The organism is Enterobacter sp. 296B2 (genome assembly GCF_034106185.1).
Taxonomy (GTDB): domain Bacteria; phylum Pseudomonadota; class Gammaproteobacteria; order Enterobacterales; family Enterobacteriaceae; genus Enterobacter; species Enterobacter cloacae_N.
In genome coordinates this window covers 1-14,049 of the sequence record NZ_JAWNCA010000053.1, presented here as the reverse complement: position 1 = coordinate 14,049, position 14,049 = coordinate 1, and the positions used below count along the sequence as shown (strand labels likewise).

General features: G+C 59.2%; 15 protein-coding genes and 1 riboswitch. Of the genes, 11 read left to right on the top strand and 4 right to left on the bottom strand.

Annotated elements, in window-relative coordinates; genetic code table 11:
* Nucleotides 1-101 precede the first annotated feature (101 nt).
* Nucleotides 102-578 carry a kinase inhibitor gene (locus URZ40_RS22570; protein WP_316380464.1) on the bottom strand — a complete coding sequence of 159 codons (477 nt, stop codon included), beginning with the start codon at nucleotides 576-578 and terminating at the stop codon, nucleotides 102-104.
* A gap of 48 nt (nucleotides 579-626) precedes the next feature.
* Nucleotides 627-1,916, bottom strand: coding sequence for an adenosylmethionine--8-amino-7-oxononanoate transaminase (gene bioA, locus URZ40_RS22565; protein ID WP_407065521.1), 1,290 nt, complete (start codon nucleotides 1,914-1,916; stop codon nucleotides 627-629).
* Between the two features lie 86 nt (nucleotides 1,917-2,002).
* Between bioA and bioB the strand changes: the two genes are divergently transcribed.
* The 4 genes from bioB to bioD are packed head-to-tail and all read left to right on the top strand — an operon-like array spanning nucleotide 2,003 to nucleotide 5,630.
* Nucleotides 2,003-3,043: a biotin synthase BioB gene (bioB, locus tag URZ40_RS22560; RefSeq protein WP_116343363.1), complete on the top strand. Its 1,041-nt coding sequence runs from the start codon at nucleotides 2,003-2,005 to the stop codon at nucleotides 3,041-3,043.
* Nucleotides 3,040-4,197: an 8-amino-7-oxononanoate synthase gene (bioF, locus tag URZ40_RS22555; protein ID WP_320721204.1), complete on the top strand. Its 1,158-nt coding sequence runs from the start codon at nucleotides 3,040-3,042 to the stop codon at nucleotides 4,195-4,197. Before bioB ends, bioF begins: the two co-directional genes overlap by 4 nt.
* Nucleotides 4,181-4,936, top strand: a complete 756-nt coding sequence (gene bioC, locus URZ40_RS22550) for a malonyl-ACP O-methyltransferase BioC (protein ID WP_320721203.1) — start codon at nucleotides 4,181-4,183, stop codon at nucleotides 4,934-4,936. Before bioF ends, bioC begins: the two co-directional genes overlap by 17 nt.
* Nucleotides 4,929-5,630 carry a dethiobiotin synthase gene (bioD, locus tag URZ40_RS22545; RefSeq protein ID WP_320721201.1) on the top strand — a complete coding sequence of 234 codons (702 nt, stop codon included), beginning with the start codon at nucleotides 4,929-4,931 and terminating at the stop codon, nucleotides 5,628-5,630. Before bioC ends, bioD begins: the two co-directional genes overlap by 8 nt.
* Here the strand turns inward: bioD and URZ40_RS22540 are convergent.
* Complete coding sequence (locus tag URZ40_RS22540; RefSeq protein ID WP_116343367.1) at nucleotides 5,593-6,315, bottom strand: ABC transporter ATP-binding protein; 723 nt, start codon at nucleotides 6,313-6,315, stop codon at nucleotides 5,593-5,595. The genes bioD and URZ40_RS22540 overlap by 38 nt on opposite strands.
* A gap of 751 nt (nucleotides 6,316-7,066) precedes the next feature.
* Between URZ40_RS22540 and uvrB the strand changes: the two genes are divergently transcribed.
* The gene (uvrB, locus tag URZ40_RS22535) at nucleotides 7,067-9,082 is read left to right on the top strand and encodes an excinuclease ABC subunit UvrB (RefSeq protein WP_028012419.1); all 2,016 of its coding nucleotides are present in this window, start codon (nucleotides 7,067-7,069) and stop codon (nucleotides 9,080-9,082) included.
* Nucleotides 9,083-9,153: 71 nt separating this feature from the next.
* On the opposite strand, the gene yvcK is transcribed toward uvrB, so the two are convergent.
* The gene (gene yvcK, locus URZ40_RS22530; protein ID WP_316380459.1) at nucleotides 9,154-10,062 is read right to left on the bottom strand and encodes a uridine diphosphate-N-acetylglucosamine-binding protein YvcK; all 909 of its coding nucleotides are present in this window, start codon (nucleotides 10,060-10,062) and stop codon (nucleotides 9,154-9,156) included.
* A 225-nt stretch (nucleotides 10,063-10,287) separates the two neighbouring features.
* Nucleotides 10,288-10,422, top strand: a riboswitch (molybdenum cofactor riboswitch).
* On the opposite strand from yvcK, the gene moaA reads away from it, so the two are divergent.
* The 6 genes from moaA to URZ40_RS22500 all read left to right on the top strand — a co-directional run bounded on the left by moaA (nucleotide 10,410) and on the right by URZ40_RS22500 (nucleotide 13,889).
* Nucleotides 10,410-11,399, top strand: coding sequence for a GTP 3',8-cyclase MoaA (gene moaA, locus URZ40_RS22525; protein ID WP_320721200.1), 990 nt, complete (start codon nucleotides 10,410-10,412; stop codon nucleotides 11,397-11,399). Its footprint overlaps the riboswitch before it by 13 nt.
* A 24-nt stretch (nucleotides 11,400-11,423) precedes the next feature.
* A complete protein-coding gene (gene moaB, locus URZ40_RS22520; RefSeq protein WP_320721199.1) occupies nucleotides 11,424-11,936 on the top strand; it encodes a molybdenum cofactor biosynthesis protein B in 513 nt (170 codons plus the stop codon).
* A gap of 3 nt (nucleotides 11,937-11,939) precedes the next feature.
* Nucleotides 11,940-12,425, top strand: coding sequence for a cyclic pyranopterin monophosphate synthase MoaC (gene moaC / locus URZ40_RS22515; protein WP_320721198.1), 486 nt, complete (start codon nucleotides 11,940-11,942; stop codon nucleotides 12,423-12,425).
* The gene (gene moaD, locus URZ40_RS22510; protein WP_320721197.1) at nucleotides 12,418-12,663 is read left to right on the top strand and encodes a molybdopterin synthase sulfur carrier subunit; all 246 of its coding nucleotides are present in this window, start codon (nucleotides 12,418-12,420) and stop codon (nucleotides 12,661-12,663) included. Before moaC ends, moaD begins: the two co-directional genes overlap by 8 nt.
* A gap of 1 nt (nucleotide 12,664) precedes the next feature.
* Nucleotides 12,665-13,117 (top strand): molybdopterin synthase catalytic subunit MoaE, encoded by a 453-nt coding sequence (moaE, locus tag URZ40_RS22505; protein ID WP_116343373.1) that lies wholly within the window; start codon nucleotides 12,665-12,667, stop codon nucleotides 13,115-13,117.
* 64 nt (nucleotides 13,118-13,181) lie between these two features.
* Complete coding sequence (locus URZ40_RS22500; protein ID WP_320721195.1) at nucleotides 13,182-13,889, top strand: Bax inhibitor-1/YccA family protein; 708 nt, start codon at nucleotides 13,182-13,184, stop codon at nucleotides 13,887-13,889.
* Nucleotides 13,890-14,049 lie beyond the last annotated feature (160 nt).

The following is a 14,049-nucleotide window of genomic DNA, read 5'->3' as shown; positions in this document are numbered from 1 at the left end:
TGCCCCCCCCCCCCCGCCGCGCCCCCATCGGGGTGTGGGGTGTCACTGGCCCTCCCCCCTGTGGGGAGAGGGCTAGGGTGAGGGGCCATTAACTCGCTCGATTATGAATACATCGCCGTAATCGACGCGCTGCCCAGCGAATGGAAATGCACGTTAAACCCGACCATCGCGCCGCTCGCCTCTTCATCAACCTCAATCTTCTCCACGTCCAGCGCGTGCACCGTGAAGATATAGCGGTGGGTTTCCCCTTTTGGTGGCGCCGCGCCGCCGTAGCCCGCTTTACCAAAATCGGTGCGGGTCTGAATCGCGCCCTCAGGCAGGGCAACCAGATCAGAGCCGGAACCCTGCGGCAGGACGCGCGTGTCGACGGGCAGGTTCGCTACGATCCAGTGCCACCAGCCGGAGCCGGTCGGCGCGTCCGGGTCGTAGCAGGTCACGACAAAGCTTTTGGTTCCGGCTGGAACCTCGTCCCACGCCAGGTGCGGGGAGATATTATCGCCCTGATACCCCATGCCGTTGAAAACGTGGCGTTCAGGGAGTGTTTCACCGTCGCGCAGATCTTTACTGATGATTTTCATACGGTTTACCCTCGTTATTCACTCGTTCAGGAAGTGTAACGCATGGGGTTAAATCGTGAAATGCGCGGGAATGTTAACGGCTGTTACGACCGCGTCGGTTAATTTACGCAGCTGCTCTGGCGTAATGCTATACGGTGGCATCAGGTAGATAAGCCTGCCGAAAGGCCGCACCCAGACGCCCTGGTCCACGAAGAAGCGCTGCAGCGCCGCCATATTCACCGGATGGGTGGTTTCAATCACCCCGATGGCGCCCAGCACGCGCACGTCCGCCACGAAATTCGCACCGGAGGCGGCGCTCAACTCCTCTTTCAGTTGCGCTTCTATCGCCGCAACCTGCGCCTGCCACTCGCCGCTCTCCAGAATAGCGAGGCTTTCGCTTGCAACGGCGCAGGCCAGCGGGTTGCCCATAAACGTCGGGCCGTGCATAAAGCAGCCCGCCTCGCCGTCGCTGATGGTGTTGGCAACCTGGCGGGTGGTCAGCGTGGCGGAGAGCGTCATGGTGCCGCCGGTCAGCGCTTTGCCGAGACACAGAATATCCGGCGAAATGCCCGCATGCTCGCAGGCAAACAGCTTGCCGGTGCGGCCAAAGCCGGTGGCGATCTCATCGGCAATCAGCAGAATGCCCTCGCGGTCGCACATCTTGCGAATGCGCCTCAGCCATTCCGGATGGTACATCCGCATCCCGCCTGCGCCCTGCACAATTGGCTCCAGGATCACGGCGGCAATCTCATGACGATGCGCCGCCATCAGCCGCGCGAAACCGACCATGTCCATCTCGTTCCACTCGCCGTCGAAGCGGCTCTGCGGGGCCGGGGCAAACAGGTTTTCCGGCAGATACCCCTTCCACAGGCTGTGCATGGAGTTGTCCGGATCGCACACCGACATCGCCCCGAAGGTATCCCCGTGATAACCGTTGCGGAAGGTAAGGAACCGCTGGCGCGCTTCGCCCTTCGCATGCCAGTACTGCAGCGCCATTTTCATCGCCACTTCCACCGCTACCGAGCCGGAATCGGCCAGGAAGACGCACTCCAGCGATTCAGGCGTCATCGCCACCAGGCGACGGCATAAATCCACCGCCGGCTGATGGGTAATCCCGCCAAACATCACGTGCGCCATCTGGTCAATCTGGGCTTTCATCGCCGCGTTCAGGCGCGGGTGGTTGTAGCCGTGAATGGCCGCCCACCAGGAGGACATTCCGTCAACCAGCCGCTCGCCGCTGGCAAGGTGCAGCTCGCAGCCGTGGGCCGAGGCCACCGGATAGACGGGGAGGGGGCGGGTGGTGGAGGTGTAAGGGTGCCAGATATGCTGCTTGTCGAAGGCGAGATCGTCCTGGGTCATAATCGACTTGTAAACCATTTTGAAAAGTTTTAGGTTTACGAGTATAAACCGAACCGAAAATTAACAAAACCCTTTGGAGAAGCCCGATGGCTCACCACGCACGCTGGACGATGTCGCAAGTTACTGAATTATTCAACAAACCTTTCCTTGAGCTGATGTTTGAAGCCCAACAGGTGCATCGTCAGCACTTCGATCCGCGCCATGTTCAGGTCAGCACGCTGCTGTCGATCAAGACCGGCGCCTGTCCTGAAGACTGCAAATATTGCCCGCAGAGCGCGCGCTACAAAACCGGCCTGGAGTCCGAACGGCTGATGGAAGTGGAGCAGGTGCTCGACTCGGCGCGCAAGGCGAAAAACGCTGGCTCGACCCGCTTCTGCATGGGCGCGGCGTGGAAGAACCCGCACGACCGCGACATGCCGTATCTGGAGCAGATGGTGAAGGGCGTGAAGGAGATGGGCCTCGAAGCCTGTATGACGCTTGGCACGCTGAACGAGGAGCAGGCGCAGCGCCTCTCGGCGGCGGGGCTCGATTACTACAACCACAACCTCGATACCTCCCCGGAGTTTTACGGCAACATCATCACCACGCGCACCTACCAGGAGCGCCTGGACACGCTGGACAAAGTGCGTGGAGCGGGGATCAAGGTCTGCTCCGGCGGTATTGTCGGCTTAGGCGAAACGGTGAAAGACCGCGCGGGCCTGCTGCTGCAGCTGGCGAACCTGCCCACCCCGCCGGAAAGCGTGCCGATCAACATGCTGGTGAAGGTCAAAGGCACGCCGCTGGCGGATAATGACGACGTGGATGCGTTTGATTTTATTCGCACCATCGCGGTGGCGCGCATCATGATGCCAACCTCTTACGTCCGCCTTTCTGCGGGCCGCGAGCAGATGAACGAGCAAACCCAGGCGATGTGCTTTATGGCCGGGGCCAACTCCATCTTCTACGGCTGCAAGCTGCTGACCACGCCGAACCCGGAAGAGGACAAAGATGTTCAGCTGTTCCGTAAGCTGGGGCTGAACCCGCACCAGACCGAGGTGCTGACGGGCGATAACGAGCAACAGCAGCAGCTGGAGCAGCAGATTTTCAACGCCGACACCGACCAGTTCTACAACGCGGCAGCCGTATGACCTGGCAGGCACGAATTAATGCCGCGCTGGAAGAACGCCGGGCGGCAGAGGCGTTTCGCATACGCAGTGTGGTGGAAAACGGCGCGGGCCGTTTTCTGACCCGCGAGGGGCGGCAGTTTTGTAATTTCTCAAGCAATGACTATCTCGGACTGAGCCAGCATCCGGCCATCGTCCGCGCCTGGCAGCAGGGCGCGGAGCGGTTTGGCGTGGGCAGCGGCGGCTCGGGACACGTCAGCGGCTACACCACGGCGCATCAGGCGCTGGAGGAAGAGCTGGCCGACTGGCTTGGCTATTCGCGTGCGCTGCTCTTTATCTCGGGCTTTGCCGCCAATCAGGCGGTCATCGCGGCCCTGATGGGGAAAGAGGACCGCATTGTCGCCGACCGCTTAAGTCACGCCTCGCTGCTTGAGGCGGCAAATTTAAGCCCGGCGCAGCTGCGCCGCTTTGCCCATAACGATGCGTCACAGCTTGCTGCGCTGCTTGATAAACCCTGCGACGGGCAACAGCTGGCGGTCACCGAAGGGGTGTTCAGCATGGACGGCGACAGCGCGCCGCTTGCTGCGCTGCACGAGGCCGCAAAGCGGCAAAACGCCTGGCTGCTGGTGGACGATGCCCACGGGATTGGCGTGATGGGCGATGAAGGTCGCGGCAGCGCATACCAGCAAAACGTGAAGCCCGAGCTGCTGATTGTCACCTTCGGCAAGGGCTTTGGCGCCAGCGGCGCCGCCGTGCTGTGCAGCGAATCCGTCGCCGACTATCTGCTGCAGTTTGCCCGACACCTGATTTACAGCACCAGCATGCCCCCGGCACAGGCCGTGGCGCTGTCTGCGTCGCTGGCGGTGATCCGCAGCGCAGAAGGGGATGAACGTCGCCAGCGGCTGGCAGAGCATATCTCCCGCTTCCGCCAGGGACTGGCGGCGCTGCCCTTCCTCAGTCCAGATTCGCAGAGCGCCATCCAGCCGGTGATTGTTGGTGAAAACGGTCGCGCGCTGGCGCTGGCACAGGCGCTGCGCGAGCGCGGCATGTGGGTGACCGCCATCCGCCCGCCAACGGTCCCGCCGGGTACCGCACGGCTGCGTTTAACCCTGACGGCGGCGCATGAAGTTCGGGATATCCAGACGCTGCTGGAGGCGCTCCATGACGCCGGTGAATAAACAGGCCGTTGCGGCGGCATTTGGCCGGGCCGCGCGGAGCTATTCTCAGCACGATGAACTGCAGCGCCAGAGCGCGCAGGGGCTCCTGGCCGCGCTTGGCGGGAACCGCTTTCCGCAGGTACTGGACGCCGGCTGTGGTCCCGGCAGTAACAGCCGCTACTGGCGTGAAGCGGGGAGCCAGGTGACGGCCATCGACCTGTCGCCCGCCATGCTGGACGAGGCGCGCCAGCAGCAGGCTGCGCATCACTACCTTGTGGCTGATATCGAGGCTATCCCGCTGGCGGACGCGCAGTTCGATCTGGTCTGGAGCCATCTGGCGGTGCAGTGGTGCAGCAGCCTGCCGCAGGCGTTAGGCGAGCTTTATCGCGTCGCCCGCCCGGGCGGGAAGGTGGCCTTTACCACCCTGCTGGAAAGCTCATTGCCGGAGCTGAATCAGGCGTGGAAAGCGGTAGATGAGCAGCCTCACGCCAACCGCTTCTTATCGCATGAGCAGGTCACGCAGGCGCTGGCAGGCTGGCGCTGTCGCAGCACGGTGCAGACCATCACGCTCAATTTTAGCGACGCGTTCAGCGCCATGCGTTCGCTGAAGGGCATCGGCGCTACGCACCTGCACGCCGGGCGGGAGAAAAAACCGCTGACCCGGGGCCAGCTGCAGCGCCTGGAGCTGGCCTGGCCGCAGCAGCGGGGCTTTTTCCCGCTCTCTTATCAACTTTTTCATGGGATTATCGAACGTGACTGAACGTTATTTTGTTACCGGCACGGATACGGAAGTGGGCAAGACGGTTGCCAGCGCGGCCCTTCTGCAGGCGGCGCGAAAGCTTGGGAAAAACACCGCCGGATATAAGCCTGTTGCTTCCGGCAGCGAGATGACGGCGGAAGGGTTACGCAACACCGATGCGCTGGCGCTCCAGCGTAATAGTACCCTTAAGCTTGCCTATTCAGCGGTCAATCCATACACCTTTGCCGAGCCGACCTCGCCGCACATTATCAGCGCCGACGAAGGCCGTCCGATTGAGTTCGCCGTGCTGTCTGCCGGGTTACGGACGCTCGAAAGCCAGGCCGACTGGGTGCTGGTGGAAGGCGCGGGCGGCTGGTTTACGCCGCTTTCGGACACGCAGACGTTTGCTGACTGGGTGCAGGCCGAGCGGCTCCCGGTCATTCTGGTTGTCGGCATTAAGCTGGGCTGTATCAATCACGCTATGCTGACCGCGCAGGCCGTACGGCAGGCCGGGCTGCGTCTGGCGGGCTGGATAGCCAACGACGTAGTTGCGCCGGGGAAACGACATCAGGAGTATCTGGCGACGCTCAGGCGTGTACTTCCCGCCCCGTGCCTTGGGGAAATTCCCTGGCTTGCTGACGGCGCGGAAAATGCCGAAACCGGGCGCTATCTCGACCTCAGCGCCTTGCTTCCCGCGACATCCAGTGGGCAATAAGCTCATCGTTCAGTTCGCTAACGTGGCCGTGCGCCACGTTACGCCCGCGATAAAGCATGCAAAACCGATCCGCCACCCGGCGGATAAACGACAGCTGCTGCTCCGCTAACAGCACCGTCATGCCTAACTCCTGGTTTAAGCGCACCAGCAGCTGCGCCAGCTTCTGGGCAAAGCCGTGTCCCGCGCCGTGCATGGGTTCATCCAGAATCAGCATCCGCGGGCGGTTGACCAGCGCATTCGCCAGCGCGAGCTGATACTGATCCTCCGGCGAAAGGGTGTTGCCTCGCGTCTGACGTCGCGCGTAGAGTTCTGGGAACAGATCGTATACGTCGCTTTTCGCTGCCGGGTCGGGTTTCCCCACCGCCCGCATGGCAATATGCAGATTATCCTCAATCGTCAGCTGAGAAAAAATCCGCCTGTCCTGCGGCACATAGCCTATTCCCGGCCCTGAACGCTCTTCTGACGCCTGGCTGAGCAAATCACGCGGCGGTGCGCCCGCTTCATGCCAGATGATGGTGCCGCTATCGACGGGCACTTTTCCGGTAATGCAGTTCATGAGGGTGGTTTTGCCCATCCCCGGCAGGCCAACGACGCCTGTGCACATCCCTTGCGGAAAATCTAAATCCACGTTCCACAGCGTATGTTGGCTTCCGTAAAACTGATTCACTGCACGCAGACTCAACATCTTTCTCTCCTTAAAAATGTGTCGGTGACGCTCGTTTATGCTTCTGCAAAACCCCTGCCAGAAAGCGTAAATCGATTAAAAAAACGGCTTTTTTTAGGAATAAACCACCGGTGAATCGTCTAAACGAACGGGGATTGCACATCGGCGGTGCTGGCGGTGTTGAATGGTGGTGCAGGAGGAAAAATGGCGGAAATGTGAGCAGGATCGCACCGGTTGGTTATGAATGACTCAACTGTTTATCGTCAAAAAATAGCTATAAAAATTTTTTGTTGCCGCCTCGTGGGAAAATCCGGGAATTTGCTGAGCGGCGGTCTGCACGGGCTGGAAGCAGTTATCCACTATTCCTGTGGATAACCATGTGCATTAGAGTTAGAAAACACGCGATAAGCGAGAGAAGACGCGGCTTTCGCCCAAATTGACGCGAAACGCGGCTTTAGAAAATATTCTTTATAATTTAATTGCTTAGATAAAAGCAATTACCGTAATGAAAGTGTCACTCGTTGCCATAAAACTATCATTACCTGGCTTGACAAATGTTAAAAAAGAAAAAGTTCTGGGGATAACCCAGCCTGGCTGGTTTTTTATCTCGTCAGAGCCTAAATTTTGTTCGCTAACGCGCTAATGATTCAGCCGCTACGCTAAATATCCTGACACGCCACTGGTTTTTCATCCAGTGTTTTTTACTGGCATTCCTGGCAACAACGAGTAAAATTACTCACCTGCCGCTTATAACGTCATCAGGTCGTCGCCCATGAGTAAACCGTTCAAACTGAATTCTGCTTTCCGCCCATCAGGCGATCAGCCTGAGGCGATCCGTCGCCTTAAAGAGGGGCTGGAAGACGGGCTGGCGCACCAGACGCTGCTGGGGGTAACCGGCTCGGGCAAAACGTTTACTGTCGCGAACGTGATCGCTGACCTGCAGCGCCCCACGATGGTGCTTGCACCCAACAAAACCCTCGCGGCACAGCTTTACGGCGAGATGAAAGAGTTTTTCCCGGAAAACGCGGTGGAGTATTTCGTCTCCTACTACGATTACTACCAGCCGGAAGCCTATGTGCCGAGCTCTGACACCTTCATCGAGAAGGATGCTTCGGTGAACGAACACATCGAACAGATGCGACTGTCGGCGACCAAGGCGCTGCTTGAGCGTCGCGATGTGGTTGTGGTCGCGTCGGTTTCGGCGATTTACGGCCTGGGCGACCCGGATCTCTACCTGAAGATGATGCTGCACCTGACGCAGGGGATGATCATCGATCAGCGCGCGATTTTGCGCCGTCTGGCCGAGCTACAATACACCCGTAACGACCAGGCGTTCCAGCGCGGGACGTTCCGCGTGCGCGGTGAGGTGATCGACATTTTCCCTGCGGAATCGGACGATATGGCGCTGCGTGTTGAGCTGTTTGACGAAGAGGTGGAGCGTTTGTCGCTGTTCGACCCGCTGACCGGGCACGTTGAGTCGGTGATCCAGCGTTTTACCATCTACCCTAAAACACACTACGTGACGCCACGCGAGCGTATCGTGCAGGCGATGGAAGAGATCAAAGAGGAGCTGGCAGAACGCCGTAAGGTGCTTCTGGCGAACAATAAGTTGCTGGAAGAGCAGCGCCTGAGCCAGCGCACACAGTTTGATCTGGAGATGATGAACGAGCTGGGCTATTGCTCGGGTATCGAAAACTACTCGCGCTTCCTCTCCGGGCGCGGGCCGGGCGAGCCGCCGCCGACGCTGTTTGACTACCTTCCGGCAGACGGTTTGCTGGTGATCGACGAATCCCACGTCACGATCCCGCAGATCGGCGGGATGTACCGCGGTGACCGCGCGCGTAAAGAGACGCTGGTGGAGTACGGATTCCGCCTGCCGTCAGCGCTCGATAACCGTCCGATGAAGTTTGAAGAGTTTGAGGCGCTGGCGCCGCAAACCATCTACGTGTCGGCCACGCCGGGCAACTACGAGCTGGAGAAATCCGGCGATGAGGTGATTGATCAGGTGGTCCGTCCGACCGGGCTGCTGGATCCGATTATCGAGGTGCGTCCGGTTGCGACCCAGGTGGACGATCTGCTCTCTGAGATCCGGGCCCGTTCCGCCATCAACGAGCGCGTGCTGGTGACCACGCTCACCAAACGAATGGCGGAAGACCTGACCGAGTATCTGGAAGAACACGGTGAGAAGGTGCGCTATCTGCACTCGGATATCGACACCGTGGAGCGTATGGAGATCATCCGCGATCTGCGTCTGGGCGAATTTGACGTGCTGGTGGGAATTAACCTGTTGCGAGAAGGTCTGGATATGCCGGAAGTCTCGCTGGTGGCGATTCTGGACGCCGATAAAGAGGGCTTCCTGCGCTCTGAACGTTCGCTGATCCAGACCATTGGCCGCGCCGCGCGTAACGTCAACGGGAAAGCGATTCTGTACGGTGACAAAATCACCCCGTCGATGGCGAAAGCGATTGGCGAAACGGAACGCCGCCGCGAGAAACAGCAGCGCTATAACGAAGAGCACGGCATCACGCCGCAGGGGCTGAACAAGAAGGTGGTGGATATTCTGGCGCTGGGTCAGAACATTGCGAAGACCAAAGCGAAAGGCCGCGGCAAGGCGCGTTCAGTGGTGGAAGAAGATACCGTCGTGCTGACGCCGAAGGCGCTGCAGCAGAAAATCCACGAGCTGGAAGGGCAGATGATGCAGCACGCGCAGAACCTGGAGTTCGAAGAGGCGGCGCAGATCCGCGACCAGCTTCATCAGCTGCGGGATCTTTTCATCGCGGCATCGTGAGTAAGCGTTGTTTTCTCCCTCTCTCAGTGGGAGAGGGCCGGGGTGAGGGCATCAGGCCGCACAAAACGAACCTAACCCAACGCCTGAATCGCCTTCTCCAGCGCGTCGCGCAGCAGGTGACGGTCGTGGCGATACTTGATGTCTGAGGCCTCCAGCGGCTCCTGCACCACCAGACGATCGCCAATCCCTGACACATCCACTTTTGGGCCCACGACTACGCCGTCAATGATCTTCTTCCCGACGTAGTGCTCCATCAAATTGAGTTTGTCCGCCAGCGACAGGCTTGCCGCGGCCGGGCTCAGCTCGCGGCCGAGGTTACCGATGTAAACCATCGGGGCAGGGGTGCGGCGCAGCGCCTGCGCCAGCTCTTTCACCAGCAGAATTGGCATCAGGCTGGTGTAAAAGCTGCCGGGGCCGATCAGAATTAAATCCGCTTCCCCGATAGCTTCCACCGCTTCACGCGTGGCGGGTACGCTCGGATAGGTCATTAACTCAGTTGGCGGCAGGATGAGCTGGTCAATATTCACCTCGCCGTAAACTTCATGCCCTTCGGCGTCGATTGCCATCAAGTCAACCGGTTGTTCGGACATCGGGATCAGGAATGCGTCCACTTTGAGCAGATTACGGATTAAGTTGATGGCTTCCAGAGGCCGTACGCTCAGGTGATCAAGCGCCTTTAACATTAAATTTCCAAGGTTATGCCCGGAAAGTTCGCCATTACCGCCAAAACGGTACTCAAACATCGCCGACGCGACGCTCGGCTCGGTAATTAACTGATTCAGGCAGTTGCGCATATCTCCCCAGGCGATGCCGCCTTCAGCACGACGAATGCGTCCGGTTGAGCCGCCGTTGTCGGTGGTTGTTACTATCCCTGTCAGCCGTGAGCCCAGTGACGACAAAGAGGACATAACGCGGCCCAGGCCGTGGCCTCCGCCAAGAGCGACCACTCGGTCAAGATCCGCAAAAGTGCGACTGCGCATACATATTCCTTTTTACCTGTAATCGCGTAACAGTAACCTAACTACCCCTAAAAGACGATGCCTCACCCAACGCAAAATGACGTATATCAATGCGAAAATACGGTTTTTAAGTATTCTGTAGCGAAAATGCACGATTGATTCGCTATATAGATGATTATATAGCGTGAAGTGATAATGGCGCCGCCAGAATTTCCGCGCTACTATCGCTTAAACCACGTTTTCAACGTTGAAAACATACACTCTAGCCCTGGCGCCTGTGTCGAATGATATGGCGCCCTGGCCGTGGCGGATTTGCCACCAGGGTACAGAAAGAAATGACTGTGCCTCCCGTATCTGGAAAGGTGTACATGGCTTCACAACTTACTGATGCTTTCGCGCGTAAGTTTTACTACTTGCGTCTGTCGATTACCGATGTGTGCAACTTCCGTTGCACCTACTGCCTGCCCGATGGCTACAAGCCGGGCAGCGTCACCAATAACGGCTTTCTCTCCGTGGATGAAGTGCGCCGCGTCACGCGTGCGTTCTCTGAGCTCGGTACGGAAAAAGTCCGTCTGACCGGGGGCGAACCCTCCCTGCGTCGTGATTTCCCCGACATCATTGCCGCCGTACGTGAAAACGAACGTATCCGCCAGATTGCGGTGACCACCAACGGTTACCGCATGGCGCGTGACGTGGCGAACTGGCGCGACGCTGGCTTAACCGCTATCAACGTCAGCGTGGACAGCCTCGATGCACGCCAGTTTCACGCCATTACCGGGCAGGACAAATTCCGCCAGGTCATGGACGGCATCGACGCGGCGTTTGCCGCCGGGTTCGAAAAGGTCAAAGTCAACACGGTGCTGATGCGCGACGTTAACCATAATCAGCTGGACACCTTTCTGGCGTGGATCAAACCGCGCCGTATTCAACTGCGTTTTATCGAGCTGATGGAAACCGGAGAGGGCAGCGAGCTGTTCCGCCGTCACCACATCTCCGGCATGGTGCTGCGCGACGAGCTGCTGAGACGCGGCTGGATCCATCAGATCCGCCAGCGCAGCGACGGCCCGGCGCAGGTCTTTTGTCACCCTGATTACGAAGGCGAAATCGGGCTTATCATGCCCTACGAGAAAGACTTCTGCGCCAGCTGTAACCGTCTGCGCGTCTCTTCCGTGGGCAAGCTCCATCTCTGCCTGTTCGGCGACGGCGGCGTGGACCTTCGCGATCTGCTGGCAGACGATGCCCAGCAGGATGCGCTTGAAGCGCGTATTTCCGGGGCACTGGCGCATAAAAAACAGACCCACTTCCTGCATCAGGGCAATACCGGCATTACTCAGAACCTGTCTTACATCGGCGGGTAATCAGGATTTAGAAGGAATCAGAAGATGAGTCAGGTAAGCGCAGAATTTATCCCGACACGCATTGCTATTCTTACCGTTTCCGACCGCCGTGGTGAAGAAGACGATACCTCCGGCCACTGGCTGCGCGAGGCGGCACACGAAGCCGGACACCAGATTGTTGATAAAGCGATCGTCAAAGAGAACCGTTACGCCATTCGCGCGCAGGTTTCGCAGTGGATTGCGAGTGACGACGTCCAGGTGGTGCTGATTACCGGCGGCACCGGCTTTACTGCAGGCGATCAGGCCCCCGAAGCGCTGCTCCCGCTGTTCGACCGCGAAGTGGAAGGCTTCGGCGAAGTGTTTCGCATGCTCTCATTTGAAGAGATCGGCACCTCTACGCTTCAGTCCCGTGCCGTAGCGGGCGTGGCGAACAAAACCCTGATATTCGCCATACCGGGCTCGACTAAAGCCTGCCGCACCGCGTGGGAAAATATTATTGCCCCGCAGCTGGATGCCCGTACCCGGCCCTGTAATTTCCATCCCCATTTAAAGAAATAAGCTATGTCACAACTAACCCACATTAACGCCGCCGGTGAAGCGCATATGGTGGATGTTTCCGCCAAAGTCGAAACGGTGCGCGAAGCGCGCGCGGAAGCGTTCGTAACTATGCTGCCGGAAACGCTGGCGATGATTATCGACGGCAGCCACCATAAGGGCGACGTCTTTGCCACTGCGCGCATCGCGGGTATTCAGGCCGCCAAGCGCACCTGGGACTTAATCCCGCTCTGCCATCCGCTGATGCTAAGCAAGGTGGAGGTGAACCTGCAGGCGCAGCCGGAGCACAGCCGCGTGCGCATTGAGTCCCTGTGCCGCTTAACCGGGAAAACCGGCGTGGAGATGGAAGCCCTGACGGCGGCCTCCGTTGCCGCGCTGACCATCTACGACATGTGCAAAGCAGTGCAGAAAGATATGGTGATTGGCCCGGTTCGCCTGCTGGCGAAAAGCGGCGGCAAATCCGGTGATTTTAAGGTGGACAGCCATGATTAAGGTGCTTTTTTTCGCCCAGGTCCGCGAGCTGGTCAATACCGACAGCCTGATGCTGGACGGCTCTTTTGAAAACGTCGCTGCCCTGCGCGTGCATCTGGCCGCGCAAAGCGACCGCTGGGCGCTGGCGCTGGACGAGGGCAAGCTGCTGGCGGCCGTTAACCAGACGCTGGTGGAGTTCAGCCACCCGCTGGCCGAAGGGGATGAAGTGGCCTTTTTCCCGCCGGTGACAGGGGGCTAAGATGGCGGAAACCCGAATTCTGGTGAGCCCCGAGCGTTTTAACGTGGGGACCGAATACAGCTGGCTGGCGGAACGCGATGAAGACGGCGCGGTCGTCACCTTCACCGGCAAAGTGCGTAACCACAACCTCGGTGACAGCGTAAAAGCGCTGACGCTGGAGCACTATCCCGGTATGACGGAGAAATCGCTCGCGGCAATTGTGGAAGAGGCGCGAGGCCGCTGGCCGCTTGGGCGCGTCACGGTTATCCACCGCATTGGTGAGATGTGGCCCGGTGAAGAGATTGTGTTTGTCGGCGTGACCAGCGCACACCGCGGCAGCGCGTTTGAGGCCGGGGAGTTCATCATGGACTATCTCAAAACAAAAGCGCCGTTCTGGAAGCGCGAAGCCACGCCGGAAGGGGACCGCTGGGTGGAATCTCGCGACAGCGATAAACAGGCCGCCAGCCGTTGGTAGTCGGTTTACGTGGATGTGTTACTCTTAACGTGTGTGTCTTCTTAATCTTAATCAGGAGTGAATCATGGACCGATTTCCGCGTTCCGATTCAATAGTACAGCAGACCCGTAGCGGCCTGCAGACGTATATGGCTCAGGTGTACGGCTGGATGACGGTTGGCCTGCTGCTTACCGCGTTTATCGCGTGGTATGCGGCGAACACGCCTGAACTGATGATGTTTATCTTCTCCAGCAAAATCACCTTCTTTGGGTTGATTATCGCGCAGCTGGCGCTGGTGTTTGTGCTCTCCGGGCTGGTGCAAAAGCTCAGCGCGGGCATGGCAACCACGCTGTTTATGCTCTATTCGGCGCTGACTGGCCTGACGCTTTCCAGCATTTTCATCGTCTACACCTACTCCTCCATCGCCAGCACGTTTGTGGTGACCGGGGGGATGTTTGGCGTGATGAGCCTGTACGGTTACACCACCAAACGTGACCTGAGTGGCTTAGGCAACATGCTGTTTATGGGGCTGATCGGGATTGTGCTGGCGTCGCTGGTGAACCTGTGGCTGAAGAGCGACGCGCTGATGTGGGCCGTGACCTACATCGGGGTGGTGGTCTTTGTTGGCTTGACCGCCTACGACACCCAGAAGCTGAAAAACATCGGCGAGCATATCGACGTGCGCGACAGTTCCAACCTGCGCAAATACTCGATTCTGGGCGCGCTGACGCTCTATCTGGACTTTATCAACCTGTTCCTGATGCTGCTGCGTATTTTTGGCAACCGTCGCTAGGGTTGTTTTGCCGGGGGGGGGGGGGGGGGGGGGGGGGGGGGGGGGGGGGGGGGGGGGCGCCGCCCCCCCCGCCGCCCCCCGGGGGGGGGGGGGGGGGGGGGGGGGGGGGGGGGGGGGGGGGGGGGGGGGGGGGGGGGGGCGCGGGGCGGCGGGGGGCGGG

Coding starts and splice junctions, on each gene's coding strand:
- URZ40_RS22570 (WP_316380464.1), bottom strand. CDS start 578: ATGAAAATCATCAGTAAAGATCTGCGCGACGGTGAAACACTCCCTGAA.
- bioA (WP_407065521.1), bottom strand. CDS start 1,916: ATGACCCAGGACGATCTCGCCTTCGACAAGCAGCATATCTGGCACCCT.
- bioB (WP_116343363.1), top strand. CDS start 2,003: ATGGCTCACCACGCACGCTGGACGATGTCGCAAGTTACTGAATTATTC.
- bioF (WP_320721204.1), top strand. CDS start 3,040: ATGACCTGGCAGGCACGAATTAATGCCGCGCTGGAAGAACGCCGGGCG.
- bioC (WP_320721203.1), top strand. CDS start 4,181: ATGACGCCGGTGAATAAACAGGCCGTTGCGGCGGCATTTGGCCGGGCC.
- URZ40_RS22540 (WP_116343367.1), bottom strand. CDS start 6,315: ATGTTGAGTCTGCGTGCAGTGAATCAGTTTTACGGAAGCCAACATACG.
- uvrB (WP_028012419.1), top strand. CDS start 7,067: ATGAGTAAACCGTTCAAACTGAATTCTGCTTTCCGCCCATCAGGCGAT.
- yvcK (WP_316380459.1), bottom strand. CDS start 10,062: ATGCGCAGTCGCACTTTTGCGGATCTTGACCGAGTGGTCGCTCTTGGC.
- moaA (WP_320721200.1), top strand. CDS start 10,410: ATGGCTTCACAACTTACTGATGCTTTCGCGCGTAAGTTTTACTACTTG.
- moaB (WP_320721199.1), top strand. CDS start 11,424: ATGAGTCAGGTAAGCGCAGAATTTATCCCGACACGCATTGCTATTCTT.
- moaC (WP_320721198.1), top strand. CDS start 11,940: ATGTCACAACTAACCCACATTAACGCCGCCGGTGAAGCGCATATGGTG.
- moaD (WP_320721197.1), top strand. CDS start 12,418: ATGATTAAGGTGCTTTTTTTCGCCCAGGTCCGCGAGCTGGTCAATACC.
- moaE (WP_116343373.1), top strand. CDS start 12,665: ATGGCGGAAACCCGAATTCTGGTGAGCCCCGAGCGTTTTAACGTGGGG.
- URZ40_RS22500 (WP_320721195.1), top strand. CDS start 13,182: ATGGACCGATTTCCGCGTTCCGATTCAATAGTACAGCAGACCCGTAGC.